Below are 15,637 nucleotides of genomic sequence, written 5' to 3'. Positions count from 1 at the left end.
TTCCAGCGGGCCCTCCGGGCGCTTCGTTCTTTCGTGTTTCCAGCTTATCAGATGTTTTCCGCTCCGTTTTCCGGGGCTTCGTCATCCAACTCGCCGGTGTCTTCTGCGGCTTGACGCCCCGTCCGACGTTTCAAACTCTAGCCGATCCCCGCTCCGAAAAGCGAATCCGGCCGCAATCCGATAAAAAGCGCACGCCGAATAAGCACCGAGCCGAGACGCGGAAAAGCGAAACGACCGGCACGAACCGGAAGTGGTGTTTCAAGGGATTGGCTGCCGTGGGGCCGTCCGCGCAGATGCGTGTCCGGTGCTCCATGACAGGCAGCTCGAAGAACACTAGACCTCTGGAGTGGCCGAGTCAAGCACGGCAAGCGAATTTTCGGTGCTGCCCTCCGTGCCCTCCGTGCCCTCGTCCGCCGGCAGCTGGAAGGCCAGGACGGCGACGTCGTCGTCGTGCTCCGAGGTCACGCCCATCGCCCGGAGGAGTCGGGCGCAGATCACCTCGGGGGCGCCGACCGCGCCGGTGAGGGTGCGGGCCAGCAGGTCGAGGCCCTGGTCGATGTCCTCGTCGCGGCGCTCGACCAGTCCGTCCGTATAGAGGACGCCGGTGGTGCCGGGGAGCAGGCGCAGGGTGTGGGAGACGTGCAGGCCGTCCCCGGTGCCGAGCGGGGGGCCGTTCTGTTCCTCGCTGCGCAGGATGGTGCCGTCGGGGCAGCGCAGCAGCATGGGGAGGTGGCCGGCCGAGGCGTAGGAGAGGGTGCGGCGGCTCGGGTCCCAGACGGCGTAGGTGCAGGTGGCGATCTGGTTGGCGTCGATCTCCATGGCGAGGCCGTCGAGCAGGCGCATCACCTCGTGCGGGGGGAGGTCGAGGCGGGCGTAGGCGCGTACGGCGGTGCGGAGCTGGCCCATCACGGCGGCGGCCCGCAGGCCCCGGCCCATGACGTCGCCGATGACGAGGGCCGTGCGGCCACCGTCGATGGCGATGACGTCGTACCAGTCGCCGCCGACCGCGGCCTCGGCGCCGCCCGGCTGGTAGGTGGCGGCGACCCGTAGGTCGGCGGGCTGGTCGAGCTTCTGCGGGAGCAGGCTGCGCTGGAGGGTGACGGCGGCCTCGCGCTGCCGGCGTTCGGCTTCGCGCAGGCGGGCTGCGGCGAGCACCTGGTCGGTGACCTCGGCCGCGAAGATCAGGACGCCGGTGGGCGGGCCCTCGGCGGGGGTGTCGCCGGTGTCGCCCGGGCCGAGCGGGACGCAGGAGACGTTGTAGTAGCGGTTGCCGGTGAGCCCGAGGATGCAGCGCGCCTTGACGCTGCGGGGGCGGCCGCCGCGGATGACCTGGTCCATCAGGGGCAGGACGCCCATGGTGGCGAGTTCGGGGAGGGCCTCCCCCGCGGGCAGGCCGGTGGGGCGTTCGCCGAAGAGTTCGCGGTAGGCACGGTTGGCGTAGCCGAGCTGGTGGAGCGGGCCGTAGGTGACGGCGACCGGGGCGGGGATGCGGTTGAGCACCTCGCGCAGGTTCTGGGGTTTGTGGGGGTCGAGGAGTTCGGCGGTGGCGGCGGGGCTGGTGGGGTCCCGGGGGCCGGGGACGACGATGCCGTCGGTGGAGGGCGTGCCCTCGTCGGTGCCGGCCCCGTGGGGTGGGGCGGCACGCCAGGGGGCTCCGGTGAGCCGGGCGCTCCAGCGCATGAGGTTCAAACGACGGCCGCTTCCTCGTTTTCCAGGCATATCATCACTTTTTGTGTGCGCAGCAACACATGGGGTAATGACTAGTTCGGGCTGATCCTGTCAGGCGGAGGCCCGGTTCCGGAAGTCGCGCGCCCGGCGTGGCCGTCGGTTCGGCTCCGGCCCCCGGGCGGCGGGGTCCCTCATCGGGGGGCCTCCGGCCCGGCACCGGACGGCCGCTCCGGCCCGGAGTCGAAACCGTCCTCGAAGGCCGAACGCGGGTTCTCCATCGCCCCCAGCGAGACCACCTCACGGGAGAACACCCCGCCGAGCACCCAGTCCATCAGCACCCGGACCCGTCGCTCCGCGCTCGGCAGCCGCCGCAGGTGCCGGGCCCGGTGCAGCCACCACGCCCGCCGTCCGGTGAGCCGGCCGCCCCGCCGGGTGTGGGCGACGGCCCGGTGCAGCCCCAGCGAGGTGGAACAGGCGGCCGGCCCGGGGCGGTACTCGACCAGGCCCGGCGCGTGCGGCCCGCCGGCCAGCGCGACCGCGATGTTGCGGGCGAGCAGCTCGGCCTGGGCGAAGGCGTGCTGGGCGTTGGGCGCGCAGGGGGCGCCGTCCGCGTTCGGGTCGGGTACGGCGGCGCAGTCGCCGGCCGCCCAGACCCCGGGCAGCGCCCGCCCGTCCGGGCCGACGGCCTGGAGGGTGGCCAGGCAGCGGACCCGGCCGGCCGTGTCCAGTGGCAGGTCGGTGTCGCGCAGCAGCGGCGAGGGCCGGACGCCTGCCGTCCAGACCAGGGTGCGGGCACCGAAGCGGCTGCCGTCGGAGAGCGCGGCGACCCCGCCGGCGGCGGACTCCAGGGTGGTGCGCAGACGGATGTCGACGCCGCGTTCGCGCAGCTGGCCGAGGGTGTGCTCGGCCAGGTCGGGGGACTCCTCGGCGAGGATCCGGTCGCCGGACTCGACCAGCACCCAGCGCAGGTCCTCGGCGGGGACGTTGTGGTAGCTCCGCGCGGCGGTGCGGGCCATGTCCTCCAGCTCGGCGAGCGCGCCGACGCCCGCGTAGCCGGCGCCGACGAAGACGAAGGTGAGCGCGGACTGCCGCAGGGCCGGGTCACGGGTGGCGGAGGCGAGGTCGAGCTGCTCCAGCACGTGGTTGCGCAGGTGCACCGCCTCGCCGACGGTGGAGAAGCCGAGCCCGTGCTCGGCCAGGCCCGGCACCGGGGCGGTGCGGGAGACCGACCCCGGGGCCACCACCAGGACGTCGTAAGGGAGTTCGAGCGGCGCCGGGGTCTCGCCGGGGCTCGCGGCGTCGGCAAGGGCGCGCCGGGCGGCGTGTTCGATCCGGGTGATCCGGGCGGTCACCACCCGGCAGTGCGGCAGGGCCCGGCGCAGCGGGACGACCACGTGCCGGGGGTCGATCGAACCGGCCGCGACCTCGGCCAGCAGCGGGTGGTAGGTGGAGTAGGCCCGGGGCTCGACCACGGTGATCTCCACCTCGCCGCGCCGCAGCTGTTCCCGCAGGCCGCGCTGGAGGTGGAGTGCGGTGGCCATCCCGGCGCAGCCGCCGCCGACGATCAGGATCCTGATGGTGCACCTCCTGCCGGTGTGACGATTCGTCCCGGCCTCGCGGCCGGGGGTGTCCCCCCATCACGCCCCCCTATGAAGGACCGTCGGAGGTGGTCTTGTCCACAGTCCGTACGGGGCTGGTTGCGACGGAAGTGACGTGCGTGGCCAGTTGTGCTTCCCGGGCGACTTTCTGACGCACTTTCGGCTTCGAAGAGCCGTGAACTATGGTCGGATTGTGTGCCGGAGCGGCCACCGCCATGACAACCGGCGGCGACGCACCGTGGAGCGGCCACTACGGCCAGTTCCAGCGTTGGCGCGAGATCCCGACTGGGGGAGAGTCATCCGGGGAAGGGTAGTTCCCGGACGAGGCCCCGGTCGGTGCCGACGCGCCGAGCCGGACGCAGAGGCGGTCCGGCGGCACGACCGTGGTCACCGGAACGCGACGGGCGGCACGAGCAATGGGTCATCTGGTCACTTCTGACGGGCTGGGCTGCACCGGGGGGTGCAGGGGCGGGCGACGACAGGGTCCGGTTTCGGACGCCTGCGGGGGAGAGTTGGGATGATGGAACAGAAGCAGGCATTGGGGCGGGCGGGCACACCGCACGCCGGACAGGGCATGGTCCCGGAGCAGCGCGGCCCGGTGGACCTGCCACCGGGTGGGATGGCGTACGCGGCCGTCCCGTACCGGGCGGAGCCCCCGCAGGCCACCGCGCCGGTGCCCGGGGCCCGGCTCCGGGTCGACGCCCGGCGGAACCTGGAGAGCGTGCTGCGCGCGGCCCGGGAGGTGTTCGGCGAGTTCGGCTACGGCGCTCCGATGGAGGAAGTGGCGCGCCGGGCCGGGGTCGGGGTCGGCACGGTCTACCGGCGTTTCCCGAGCAAGGAGGTGCTGGTCCAGCGGATCGCCGCCGAGGAGGTGGCCTGGCTGACCGCGCAGGCGCGGGAGTCGCTGTACGGCGGCGACGGCGCCTGGGAGGCACTGGCCGGCTACCTGGCCCGGGCGGTCGGCACCGGGGCCGGGCGGCTGCTGCCGCCGGAGGCGTTCCGGTACGCGGAGGAGCTGGGTCGGGTGCCCGAGCAGCGGGCGTCGGAGACGCCGGCGGCCGTGCGCTTCGACCTGCGCGGCGAGGAGGCGCGGTCCGGGGCACCGGCCGAGCCCTCGGCGGCGGACGCCGATCCGCGGTTGCTGCTGCAGCTGTTGGCCGCCCTGGTGGCGCGGGCCGGTGCGGCGGGCGAGCTGCGGCCGGGCGTCACGGTGTCGGACGTGGTGCTGGTGCTGACCGCGTCGGTACCGGTGCACGCGGCGCGGCCCTCGGTCACGGCGCCGCCGTCGGCCGGTTTCACGGCGATCGGTGCGCAGCCCGACGGTCAATCGGCTCCCGGGCCGTCGGACCGGCTGCTGCAGCTCCTGTTGGACGGTCTGCGGGCCCGCTGACCCCGGTTCGGACCGCCCCGGGAGGCCGGGGCAGTGCCGGTCGCGTCGGTACAGGCACGGTCGACGCGCCCGACGGGCACGGGAGTTGGGTGGGACACCGGCGCGCGGACAGGGCACGCGCGCCGGGTGCGGGCGTCGTGCGACCCCGCGCAACACGCTGGGCGAACACGATGCGACGGCCCCTCGGAAGAGTGGGTACCGGCCGGTCCGGCTACCGCCCGTCCCTGCGCTATGCCATCCTTTGCCCGTGGTTGGAGCCAATGTCCCGATGCGCGCCCTTCGCGCGCCGTCGGCGCCGTACGTCGGGGAACCGTGCGCCTACGCACTCCCGCGCGCCCTGCCACACTACGGGGGCTGTCGTGGAATCTGGGGTCCGTTGTGAGCGCCGAGGAACAGAACGACTACGGGTACGGCCTCGACTTCGGGGGCTACTCCGGTAGCGCGGCCGAAGGGTCCGCCGCCGGCTCCGGCGGCACCGGCGCCGCCCAAGTACCGGGCGCCGCAGCCGGTTCGGGCTCGACCCCCGGTTCGAGCCCCGGACACGTCCCCGACCAGGCCGGGATGCCCAGCCGCGAGACGCTGTCCGCCTCCGCCGCCGCGCTGCCGCCCGGCCGGGTGCCCGGCCAGGCCCCCGCCGGCCGCGGCCGCGTCGCCCCTGAGGCCTTCGTCGGCGACGGCCGGACCGCCCGGCCCACCGTCCCGGCCCCCGCCGACCCGGTCGACGGCGACCGCCCGCCCTCCGACGCCGAGTTGACCGCCCGGGTCCGGGCCGGCGACGACCGCGCGTACGAGGAGATCTACCTCCGGCACGCCGACTCGGTGCGCCGCTACGCCCGCACCTGCTGCCGGGACAGCTTCACCGCCGAGGACCTCGCCGGCGAGGTCTTCGCCCGCACCCTGCAAGCGCTCAGGGCGGGCAAGGGGCCCGAGTTCGCCGTCCGCGCCTACCTGCTGACCGCCGTACGCAACGTCGCCGCCGCCTGGACCCGCAGCGAGCGGCGCGAACAACTCGTCGACGACTTCGGCGTGTTCGCCCAGACCTCGGCCGCCGTGGTCGACTACGACCTGGCCGACCCCGGCGCCGACGCCTGGGCGATGGCGCTGGCCGACCAGCGGATGGTCATGCAGGCCTACGCCGAACTGCCCGAGGACGACCGGGTGGTGCTCTGGCACACCGAGGTCGAGCAGGAATCGCCCAAGACCGTCGCCGTGATGCTCGGCAAGACCGCCAACGCCACCGCCGTACAGGCCCACCGGGCCCGCGACCGGCTGGCCGCCGCCTTCCTCCAGGCCCACGTCTCCGGCAGCCAGGCCAGCAGCTGCGAGGCCTACGCCAACCGGCTCGGCGCGTACGCCCGCGGCTCACTGCGCAAACGGGCCTCGGCCGAGGTCGGACGGCACCTCAAGGAGTGCGACCGCTGCACGGCGGCCTGCCTGGAACTCACCGAGATCAACACCGGCCTGCGCGCGCTGCTGCCCGGCGGCGTGCTGGTCTGGGTCGGGGTCGGCGGGTTCAGCGCCGTCGCGGCCGCCGTGGGCGGGGCCGCCGCCGTCGGCGGTGCGGCCGCAGCGGGTACGGCGGCCGCCGCGGCCGGGTCCTCGGGCACCTCCGCGGGAACGGCGGGGGCGGCCGGCGCCGCCGGTGCCTCCGGCGCGTCCGGCGGCAGCGGGGCCGGCGCGGGCGCCGTGGCCGGCGAGGGCCTCGGCACCGCCGCCAAGGCCGGGATCGCCGCCGCCGTGGCGGTCGCGGCCGCCGCCGTGGCCGCGTACGCGCTGACCGGCTCGCCCGAGCCGACGCCCCCGGCCGCGGCTCCCCCCGCCAGCACCGCGCCGGTCGCCCCCGCCCCGGTGGCCCCCGCGTCCGCACCGCCCGCGCCGGCCCCCAGCAGCGCCGCCCCGGCCCCGGAGCCGCCCGCGGCCAGTCCGAGCGCCGCCCCCAGCCCCAGCCCCAGTCCCAGCCCCAAGCCCAGTGCCAGGGCGAGCAAGCCACCGGCGACCACCCGGGCACCGCGGAGCGAGCCGCCCGCGGTCACCCCCGAACCGCCCGCCGTCCCCACCCCGGCCCTCCCGCCGGTGCCGACGCCCGAGGTCCCCGTCGTCCCGACGCCGACCGTCCCGCCGGTACCCGAACCGACCGTCGCCACGCCCACCCCGCCCGCGCCCAGCGACTACTGGGGCGACTCGCTGCCCGTGGTCAAGCCCGGCCACCACCGGGCCCCGCCCGAGGGGCCGAGCATCCGGCAGCAGGGCAGCGACCGGTTCTGGCAGCGCGACGGCGGCTGGATCGGCGGCGAGTACCGGCGGCACGCCATCACCGTGCACGCGCCGGCCACCACGCTGATCGACCTCAACCGCAGCTGCACGTCCTTCGACGCGGTCGCCGGGGTGGACGACGCCACGCTCAGCCCCGGCGGGGTGGTCTTCACCGTCCAGTCGAGCGACGGCGGCACCCTGTGGCGCTCCCGGGTCCTCGCCGCCGGGGACGACGCGGTGCCGGTGCACGTGCCGCTGGCCGGGCAGAAGTCGATCCGGCTGGTGGTCACGCCCGCCAGCGGGATCTGGTCGGCGCTGAACGTCGCGGACTGGGCGCAGGCCCGGTTCCGGTGCACGTGACGGCCTGAGACGCGAAGGGCCCGGGGCCCGTTCCGGCTGGTTGCTCGGAACGGGCCCCGGGCCCTTCGGCACTCGGCCGCCGTGGTCGGCCGGGCGGCGGAGCGCCGCCCGGCGTCAGATGGCGCAGGAACCGTCGGCGCAGGCATCCCCGGCCGGGGCGACCTGCACCGGTGCCGGACGGCGCTCGCCGATCTCGGCGGCGACCTGCTCCAGCACCTTGCGGAAGGTCTCGGCCTCCTGCCCGCCCTGGACCGCCCACTTGCCCTCGAACACGAAGGTCGGCACGGCGGTGATGCCCAGCTCGCGGGCCTCGGCCAGCTGCGCCCGGACCTCGGCGGTGCCCTCGTCGCCCGCCAGGTAGGCCGTCACCCGCTCGCGGTCCAGGCCCGCCGCGACGGCCACATCGGCCAGCGCGGCGCGGTCGCCGACGTCCACGCCGTCGGTGAAGTGCGCCTTGAGCAGTGCCTCCTTGAGCCGGCCCTGCACCTCGGCGCCGTACTCGGCCTCGGCGAGGTGCAGCAGGCGGTGGCCCAGGAAGGTGTTGGCGTGCAGGGCGGCGTCGAAGTCGTACGTGATGCCCTCGGCCAGGCCCAGCTCGGCCACCCGCGCGTCCATCGCGACCGACTGCGGGCCGTAGCGCTCGGCCAGCCAGGCGCGGTGCGGGCTCGCCGTCGCCGGAGCGTCGGGGACCAGCTGGTACGGGCGGTAGACGACCTCGACGGCCTCCTGGCCGGGGAAGTCCGCCAGGGCCTGCTCGAAGCGGCGCTTGCCGATGTAGCACCAGGGGCAGGCGATGTCGGACCAGATCTCGACCTTCATGTTCGGGGGGCTCCAAGGGCGTCTCGTGGCGGGTGTACGAGATGGGTGAACGATGAACCATCTCGGTACATTCCCGACACCACGCCCGGGGCCGCCGGGGCGGTCAGCCCTCGGCCGGCGCGGGGACCACCAGGACCGGGCAGGCCGCGTGGTGCACCGCCGCCGAGCTCACCGACCCCAGCAGCAGCCGGACGAACCCGCCGTTGCCCCGGGTCCCGACCACCAGCGTGTGCTGCCGGGTCGACGCCTCCAGCAGCACCTCGATCACGTTGCCCAGCACCACGTGCAGCGACAGCTCCCCCTCGTACGGCCGGACCCGCTGCCGCAGCACCGTCCCCACCGCCCGGCGCAGCCCGTCCGCCATGCTCTCGACCAGCGTCTCCACGCTCTCCTGCACCAGCTCCGCCATGCCCGGCGGGTAGCCGGCCGGCGCCGGGTTCACCACGGCCAGCACGTACAGCGGCAGCCCGAACAGCTCGGCCTCCGTCATCGCCCGGTCCAGGGCCCACAGCGAACCGTCCGACCCGTCGCAGGCCGCCAGCACCCCGGGCGGCCTGCCCGTCGGCGGCCGCCCCAGCACCGACAGCACCACGGGAACCTCCCGCCCCGGGCCCACACCGCCCACCGCACACGCTCCTCACCGCGGACACAAAGCCACGCCATCATCCCGCCCGGCCCGCTCCCCGCCCGGCGACGCCGCGCCGGGCGGACGGTGGGCCGGCCCGGGGGCGGGGCGGGGCGGGGGCGGGCGGGGAGCGGGGCGGGGAGGGCCGTGGCGGCCCGGTGGTGCCGGGGTCAGGGGGTGAGGGCCGGGGGTTGGGGGTGGGGGAGGCCGGTCCAGCAGGCGCCGTGGCGGCGGGCGCGGAGGCGGCGGAGCCAGAGTTCGGTGGAGACCAGGTCGGCCAGGCCGGCCAGGGCGGCCGGGGAGAGGGCGGTGGCGGGGTCGGTGGAGCGGGCGAGGCCGGCGCGGACGGCGGAGAGGTCGATGAGGCCGGCCTCGGCGAGGAGGGGGGCGTCGAAGAGTTCGGCGAGGCCGTCGGCGGCGAGGCGCAGGCCGGCCCGGGCGGGGGCGGTGCGGTCGGGGCGGGGGCCGCGCCCCCAGTCGGGGGGCAGGTCGGTGCGGCCGGCGCCGGTGAGGACGGCGTGCAGGAGGGCGTGCCGGGCGCCGGGCTGGAGGCGGACGTCGTCGGGGAGCAGTCGGGCGGCGCGGACCACCTGGTTGTCGAGGAAGGGCGCGTGCAGCCGTTGGCCGGGTCGTTCGGCGGCGTGCAGGAGCGTGCGGTAGGAGCGCGCCTGTCGGTAGAGGGCGTGCCGGGCCCGGTGCGCGCCCGGGTGTTCCTCGGGCGCCGGTCGGCGCGCCGCCAGCCGCAGCCGTAGGGCGACCGCGGAGAGCGCCTCGTCGGAGAGCCAGCGGGCGGCCGGGCCGGGGACGCACCAGGCGAGGTCGACGGCCGAGCGGTCGCCCGCGGTGCCGATGCCGTCGGGGACGTGCCGGGCGGTCAGCTTGGCGGCGGCGTCGTCCAGTGCCTCGGCGTAGCGGATCCTGGAGAGCCGGTGGGCGGCCCGGACCACGGTGAGCGGGGTGCGCAGCGCGCCGGTCAGCACGCCCGCGGCGGCCCGGTCGGCGCCGGCCAGGGCGGCGACCGGGGGCAGCAGTTCGCGGGGCCGGCCGGCCCGGATCAGGTCGGCGAGCCGGGCCGGGTGGCCGTCCAGGACCTGGCGGGCGCCGTAACCGGTGAGGTGGTCGGCGCCGCCGGCGTCGAACCGGGCCCCGGCCCGGGCGGCGGCGATGAGTTCGGGGCCGGGCTCGTCGGTGAGCGGGCCGGACTGCGGGTCGGTGCGCAGCACCGCGTACGGGAGGGTGTCGGGGCCGGGGTCGAGCACGGTGTGCCGCAGCCGAGGGGTGTCGGGGGCGAGCGCGAGGCTGGTGGGCGGTTCGGTCTCGCCGAGCGTGACGGCGGCCAACTGCTCGGGGACGGACGGGCCCTGGGCGGCCTCCCGGGCCCAGGAGCCCTTGACCGCGCCGCTCCTGGCCCCGGCGGCGCTCCGGCCGCCGGTCGCGGCCGGCCCCGTCGGTGCGCCCGGAGCGGTGGCGGACACCGGCGGCAGCGGTACGGCGGCCGCGAGCAGGGCCACGGTGGCGGAGGCCGTCCCGTACGAGAGGTCGACGCCGAGCCGGGCGCGCCCGGCCGGGTCGGTGGCCGGGGCGGGGGTGCGGACCCGGGAGCGGACGGACTCCAGCAGGGCGCGGGTGAGTTCGCGGATGGCGGGGGCCTCGTCGCGGGGCTGTTCGGCGCCGGGCGGCTCGTCGTAGGCGTCGAGGTACGGGCGGCCGCCGCGGACGGCGAGCACGTGGCCGGGCGGCACCCGCTGGACGCCCAGGTACGGCGTGCCGGTGCCGAGCGCCTCCGGGGACTCCGGGCAGGCGAGCCGGGCGGCGAGGTGGCCGGTGTCCAGCGCGGCGCCGACCAGGTCGGCGAGCGGGAGGGCGGCGGTGGCGTACGCGGTGCCGCCGGCCCAGGGGGTGTGGAAGACGGGCTGGGCGCCGGCGAGGTCGGTGAGCAGCAGGGTGGAGCGGGTGCCGGTGCGCAGCACGACGGTGTAGCTGCCGGGCCAGGCGGTGAGGTGGCGGACGGCGCCGCCGCGGGCCGCGGCCAGGCCGGCGGCGAGTTCGGCGTCGGTGGCGCCGCAGTGGCCGAGGACGGCGAGCCGGGTGGTGGCGGGGGTGTCCTCGACCGGGTCGGGGGTGGTGGGGCCGGTGCTGACGGCGGGGCGGGCGCCGGGGCGGAGGGTGACCAGGCGGATCTCCTCGGGCCGCCAGTCGCCCACGGCCCAGAGCGGGTTGGGGCCGGTCCACAGGGGGCGGGCGGCGATCGGGGCGACCGTGGCGAGGGCCTCGTGCACCGGTGCGCCCGGTCGGGGCGTGCCCGTGCTCCAGCCCGTCAGCCACCGCATCGCGCCTCCACCGGACGAGGACCTGCACTCGCGCGGCGCGTCCGGCGCCGGGCGGGCGGCCGGGTGGGTGCCGGGGGCGGCCCCGCAGGGCGCGCCCGGGCGTGCCCGCGTTCCGGCGCGCCGTCTGGGGACATCGTGCCACCACCGGGCGCTGCCGGGGCCGGTGTTGCCGGTTCCGCTTCCGTTGCGGGGGGCCCGGGGCGGGTGACGGGCGCGGGGAGGCGGTGGGGACGGCGACGGGGGCGGGGCGGGGGTGGATTCGGGCGGGCCGGGCCTCCCCCTCCCCGGCCCGGACCGCCCGGGCGCACGCCCTTGACATGGGCATCGCGAGATGGCCGAAAGGCGTCGCCCCGCCCGGGAGGGCATCCGCATGCCCTCCCGGACTTCGCCGCCACCCGCGGGGATTGAGGCGGCGGCGTCCCCCGGCCCGCCGGGTCCTCGACGGCGGGCCGACCCACGACCACCAGCGAATCGCCGAGCAGCCGGTCGGGCCAGGGGGCACGGCCGGGCGCACGTGAACACGGGACCGGAGCACGACGCTCCGGCGCGCGGCGCGGCCGAACCGCTCCGGGTGGTCCGGACCAACCCCCGCGACGACCCGGCGCGGCACGGCCGGGTGCGCGATCCCGCCATCCGGAATGCGGCCTCTTAACCGTCGGAACGCGTCCGACTACTCTAGGTACAGCAGCCACGGCCCGGTGCCGCCCGGGCCCCGCGCACAAGGCCGCAGGAGGTGCCGCCGCCACCATGACCGTCAGCCCACGAGGACCGAACGAACGGCTCGGCACGCTCCTGACCCTCGCCCAGATCAGCAACGCGGGACTGGCCCGACGGGTCAACGACCTCGGCGCGCAACGCGGTTTGACGCTGCGCTACGACAAGACCTCGGTCGCCCGCTGGGTCAGCAAGGGCATGGTCCCGCAGGGGCCCGTCCCGCACCTGATCGCCACCGCGATCGGCGGCAAGCTCGGCCGGCCCGTCCCGCTGGAGGAGATCGGCCTGGGCGACACCGACCCGGCGCCCGAACTCGGCCTGGCCTTCCCGCGCGAGGTGGCCGACGCGGTGCGCTCGGCCACCGACCTGTTCCGGGTCGACCTCGACCTGCGCCGCGGGCCCGGCGGCGGCCGCTGGAGCGACAGCCTGGCCGGCACCTTCTCGGTCGCCGCGTACGCGACGCCCGTCTCCCGCTGGCTGATCAACCCGGCGGACGGCTCGGTGGCCCGCGAGGTGCCGCGCTCCCCCAGCGAGAACTCCTCGTACCGGGTGGGCCACTCGGACGCGGTCAAGCTCCGCGAGGCCGCCCAGGAGGCCCGCCGCTGGGACTCCAAGTACGGCGGCGGGGACTGGCGTTCGTCGATGGTGCCGGAGTGCCTGCGGGTGGAGGCGGCGCCGCTGCTGCTGGCCTCGTACAGCGACGCGGTCGGCCGGGCGCTGTTCGGCGCGACCGCCGAACTGACCAGGCTGGCCGGGTGGATGGCCTTCGACACCGGCCAGCACGAGGCCGCCCAGCGGTACTACATCCAGGCCCTGCGGCTCGCCCGGGCCGCCGCCGACGTGCCGCTCGGCGGCTACGTGCTGGCCTCGATGAGCCTCCAGGCCGGCTACCGGGGCTTCGCCGAGGAGGCCGTCGACCTCGCCCAGGCCGCGTTGGAGCGCAACCGCAGCCTGGCCACCGCCCGGACCATGAGCTTCTTCCACCTGGTGGAGGCACGGGCCCAGGCCAAGGCCCGCAACGCGGCGGCGTGCGCGACGGCTCTCGGCGCGGCGGAGAGCGCACTCGAACGAGCACGCGCCGGGGATCCCGATCCGGCGTGGATCGACTTCTACGCCTACGACCGGCTGGCCGCCGACGCCGCGGAGTGCTTCCGCGACCTCGGAGTGCCCTCCAAGGTCCGGCAGTTCACCCGCGAGGCACTGGCCAAGCCCACCGAGGGCTTCGTCCGCTCGCACGGCCTGCGGCTGGTGGTCTCGGCGATGGCCGAGGCCGAGGCGGGCAACCTGGACGCCGCGGTCGCCGCCGGCGAGCGCGCCGTCGAGGTGGCCGGCCGGATCTCCTCGCAGCGCAGCCGGGAGTACGTGGTGGAGATGCTGCGGCGACTGGAGCCCTTCCAGGGCGAGCGCCGGGTCCGGGAGTTGACCGAGCGGGCCCGGGCGGTGATCGTCGCTCCGGCGTGAGCCGCTCGGGACGCCTGCGATGACTTCGCGGAACCCCCGCGATAAATGGGGTGCACCTGCGGGAGGGGCCCGGATAAGGTCTCTCTCGTCCAGGTGCGCAGGCAGAGGTTACTTCCACTCTTAATGGGCGTGTCGCGGGTTCGAGTCCCGTCACCGGCTTCGGGCCGGTGTAGCTCAGTTGGTAGAGCAGCTATGTCACCTCAGCCGTCCTTGAACTCTGGACACCTACACGTGAATAGAATTCCGCACCTCCCGGTGCGACGGCGGCGGTTACTTCTGTGGAGTGCCCCCTTTTCGGGGCGCGTTGAAGCAAACCCAAAAACCGCAGCCGAATCCATTGATCTCGGGAGGCAGCTGCGCTTCGGAGTGCCCGGTGCGCAGGCGGGGGTTACTTCGGATCTTGCGGTTCCGGGTTCAAATCCCGGGCGTGCCGTGCGCGAGCGCGGCCGCTAGCTCAATCCGGGTAGAGCACAAGGCATATACCTCCGCCGACGCCGGTCGTCGCACGACGACCGGCACGATCTCGGGCACCCCAGCCGCAGCATGCCTCCCTCCCACTGACGACCGAGCACGCCGAGGGGGGCTGCAGCATGTCCAGGTTCAACATCCGCAAGACCAAGGCGGGTCCGAAGTCACCGGTGACCACGACCGGGAAGCGCACCGCCAACCACAACGGCGGCGCCGGTCACGTCCGGGACACCAGGTCCGAGCTCTTCCTCCTCGCCGTGGCCAACATGGTCGGGCAGGACACCTTCTACGAGCGCGGCGGCGCCCGCGACGACCGCTACACGGCGCTGGTGCGCGAACTCGCCGTCAGCGACCCGGAGTGGACCCTCGGGCTGCTGCGCTGGCTCCGCTACGGGGCGCAGCTGCGCACCGCCGCACTGGTCGGCGCCGCCGAGTTCACCCGGGCCCGGCTGGACGCCGGTGCCCACGGGCACTCCCGGCAGGCCGTCGACGCCGTGCTGCGGCGGGCCGACGAGCCCGGTGAGCTGCTCGCGTACTGGACGTCGCGCTACGGCCGGGCGCTGCCCAAGCCGCTCAAGCGCGGCGTCGCGGACGCGGTGCGCCGGCTGTACGACGCACGCGCGCTGCTCAAGTACGACACCGCGGCCAAGGGCTACCGCTTCGGCGACGTCCTGGAGCTGACCCACCCGGCGCCGGACCCGGCCAAGCCCTGGCAGGGGCCGCTGTTCCAGTACGCGCTGGACCGCCGGCACCGGCCGGAGGAGGCCGTCCCGCCCGCCCTCGACCGGATGCTGACCGCCAACCGCGAGCTGCTCGCGCTGCCCGTCGGGGAACGCCGGGCGGCCGTGACGGCGGAGGACGGCGCGGAGCGGCTGGCCGCCGCCGGGCTGACCTGGGAGGCACTGGCGGGCTGGCTGCAGGGTCCGATGGACGCCGCGGTCTGGGAGGCGGTCATCCCGTCCATGGGCCCGATGGCGCTGGTGCGGAACCTGCGCAACTTCGACCGGGCCGGGGTGTCGGACGAGGTCGCGGCCGAGGTGGCCCGGCGGGTCGCCGACCAGGGCGAGGTGCGGCGCTCGCGCCAGTTCCCGTTCCGCTACCTGGCCGCTCACCGGCACGCGCCCTCGCTGCGGTGGGGGCACGCGCTGGAGACGGCGCTCGGCCACTCGCTCGCCAACGTGCCCGAGCTGCCCGGCCGGACGCTGGTCCTGGTCGACCGTTCCGGTTCGATGTTCGACCGGCCCAGCGCGCAGACCCAGCTCAACCGGGCGGACTCGGCGGCGATCTTCGGCACCGCGTTGAAGGTGCGGGCGGCCGAGGCGGACCTGGTCGAGTTCGGCAGCGTCAGCCGGGTGGTCGAGGTCGGCCGCGGGGAGGCGGTGCTGCGGGTGCTGGAGCGCTTCTCCAACCTCGGCGGCACCAACACCGCCCAGGCCGTCCGGGACCACTACCGGGGCCACGACCGGGTGGTGATCGTCACCGACGAGCAGCCCGGCGCCGGTTACCGGGGCAGCGATCCGCTCGCCGAGATACCGGCCCACGTGCCCGTCTACACCTGGAACCTGGCCGGCTACGCGACGGGCCACGGCCCGAGCGGCGGTGCCAACCGGCACACCTTCGGCGGCCTGAGCGACGCGGCCTTCCGGCTGATCCCCCTGCTGGAGGCGGGGACGGACGCCGGCTGGCCCTGGGAGGTCTGACCACGACGCGGCCGGACGGGGGCGGCGGCGACGCGCGGGGCCGGGGGGCCGGCGCGTCGGCGCCACGGCCGCTCAAGGGGGGGGTGGAGCGCGGAGTCGGGGGGCTCGGCGCGCCACACCACGGCCGGTCCGGGGGGACCGGCCGATGCCCCGGGGGGCGGGGGGGGGGGGGGGGGGGGGGGGGGGGAAGGAGGGAGGGGGGGGGGGGGGGGGGGGGGGGGGGGGGGGGGGGGGGGGGGGGGGAGGGGGGG

The 15,637-nt window shown here is 76.1% G+C and carries 8 protein-coding genes and 1 pseudogene; 4 read left to right on the top strand and 5 right to left on the bottom strand.

Going from position 1 to position 15,637, the window contains the following annotated elements; genetic code table 11:
- Window positions 1-396: 396 nt before the first annotated feature.
- A pseudogene (locus ACZ58X_RS39960) lies at window positions 397-1,689 on the bottom strand (SpoIIE family protein phosphatase); the annotation flags it as partial.
- Window positions 1,690-1,859: 170 nt separating this feature from the next.
- Window positions 1,860-3,209, bottom strand: coding sequence for an NAD(P)/FAD-dependent oxidoreductase (locus ACZ58X_RS39955; protein WP_470338479.1), 1,350 nt, complete (start codon window positions 3,207-3,209; stop codon window positions 1,860-1,862).
- Window positions 3,210-3,783: 574 nt separating this feature from the next.
- Here ACZ58X_RS39955 and ACZ58X_RS39950 point away from each other — a divergent pair.
- The gene (locus ACZ58X_RS39950) at window positions 3,784-4,656 is read left to right on the top strand and encodes a TetR/AcrR family transcriptional regulator (protein ID WP_470338478.1); all 873 of its coding nucleotides are present in this window, start codon (window positions 3,784-3,786) and stop codon (window positions 4,654-4,656) included.
- Window positions 4,657-5,034: 378 nt separating this feature from the next.
- Window positions 5,035-7,269, top strand: coding sequence for a sigma-70 family RNA polymerase sigma factor (locus ACZ58X_RS39945; RefSeq protein ID WP_470338477.1), 2,235 nt, complete (start codon window positions 5,035-5,037; stop codon window positions 7,267-7,269).
- Between the two features lie 114 nt (window positions 7,270-7,383).
- Here ACZ58X_RS39945 and ACZ58X_RS39940 read toward each other — a convergent pair whose 3' ends face one another.
- The 3 genes from ACZ58X_RS39940 to ACZ58X_RS39930 form a co-directional block, all read right to left on the bottom strand.
- Window positions 7,384-8,088: a DsbA family oxidoreductase gene (locus tag ACZ58X_RS39940; protein WP_470338476.1), complete on the bottom strand. Its 705-nt coding sequence runs from the start codon at window positions 8,086-8,088 to the stop codon at window positions 7,384-7,386.
- A 103-nt stretch (window positions 8,089-8,191) separates the two neighbouring features.
- On the bottom strand, window positions 8,192-8,713 hold the full coding sequence (locus ACZ58X_RS39935; protein ID WP_375892927.1) for a universal stress protein: 522 nt from the start codon (window positions 8,711-8,713) through the stop codon (window positions 8,192-8,194).
- 170 nt (window positions 8,714-8,883) lie between these two features.
- Entirely contained in the window at window positions 8,884-11,043 is a 2,160-nt protein-coding gene (locus tag ACZ58X_RS39930) for an asparagine synthase-related protein (protein WP_470338475.1), read from the bottom strand.
- 747 nt (window positions 11,044-11,790) lie between these two features.
- Here ACZ58X_RS39930 and ACZ58X_RS39925 point away from each other — a divergent pair.
- Both ACZ58X_RS39925 and ACZ58X_RS39920 read left to right on the top strand, forming a co-directional pair.
- A complete protein-coding gene (locus ACZ58X_RS39925) occupies window positions 11,791-13,218 on the top strand; it encodes an MFS transporter (RefSeq protein ID WP_350507538.1) in 1,428 nt (475 codons plus the stop codon).
- Window positions 13,219-13,808: 590 nt separating this feature from the next.
- Window positions 13,809-15,386, top strand: coding sequence for a TROVE domain-containing protein (locus ACZ58X_RS39920; protein ID WP_470338474.1), 1,578 nt, complete (start codon window positions 13,809-13,811; stop codon window positions 15,384-15,386).
- Window positions 15,387-15,637 lie beyond the last annotated feature (251 nt).

It is taken from the genome of Kitasatospora sp. NPDC040550, from assembly GCF_055594965.1.
Note: the sequence above shows the minus strand (reverse complement) of the source record. Positions and strands in the feature narration are given on the sequence as shown.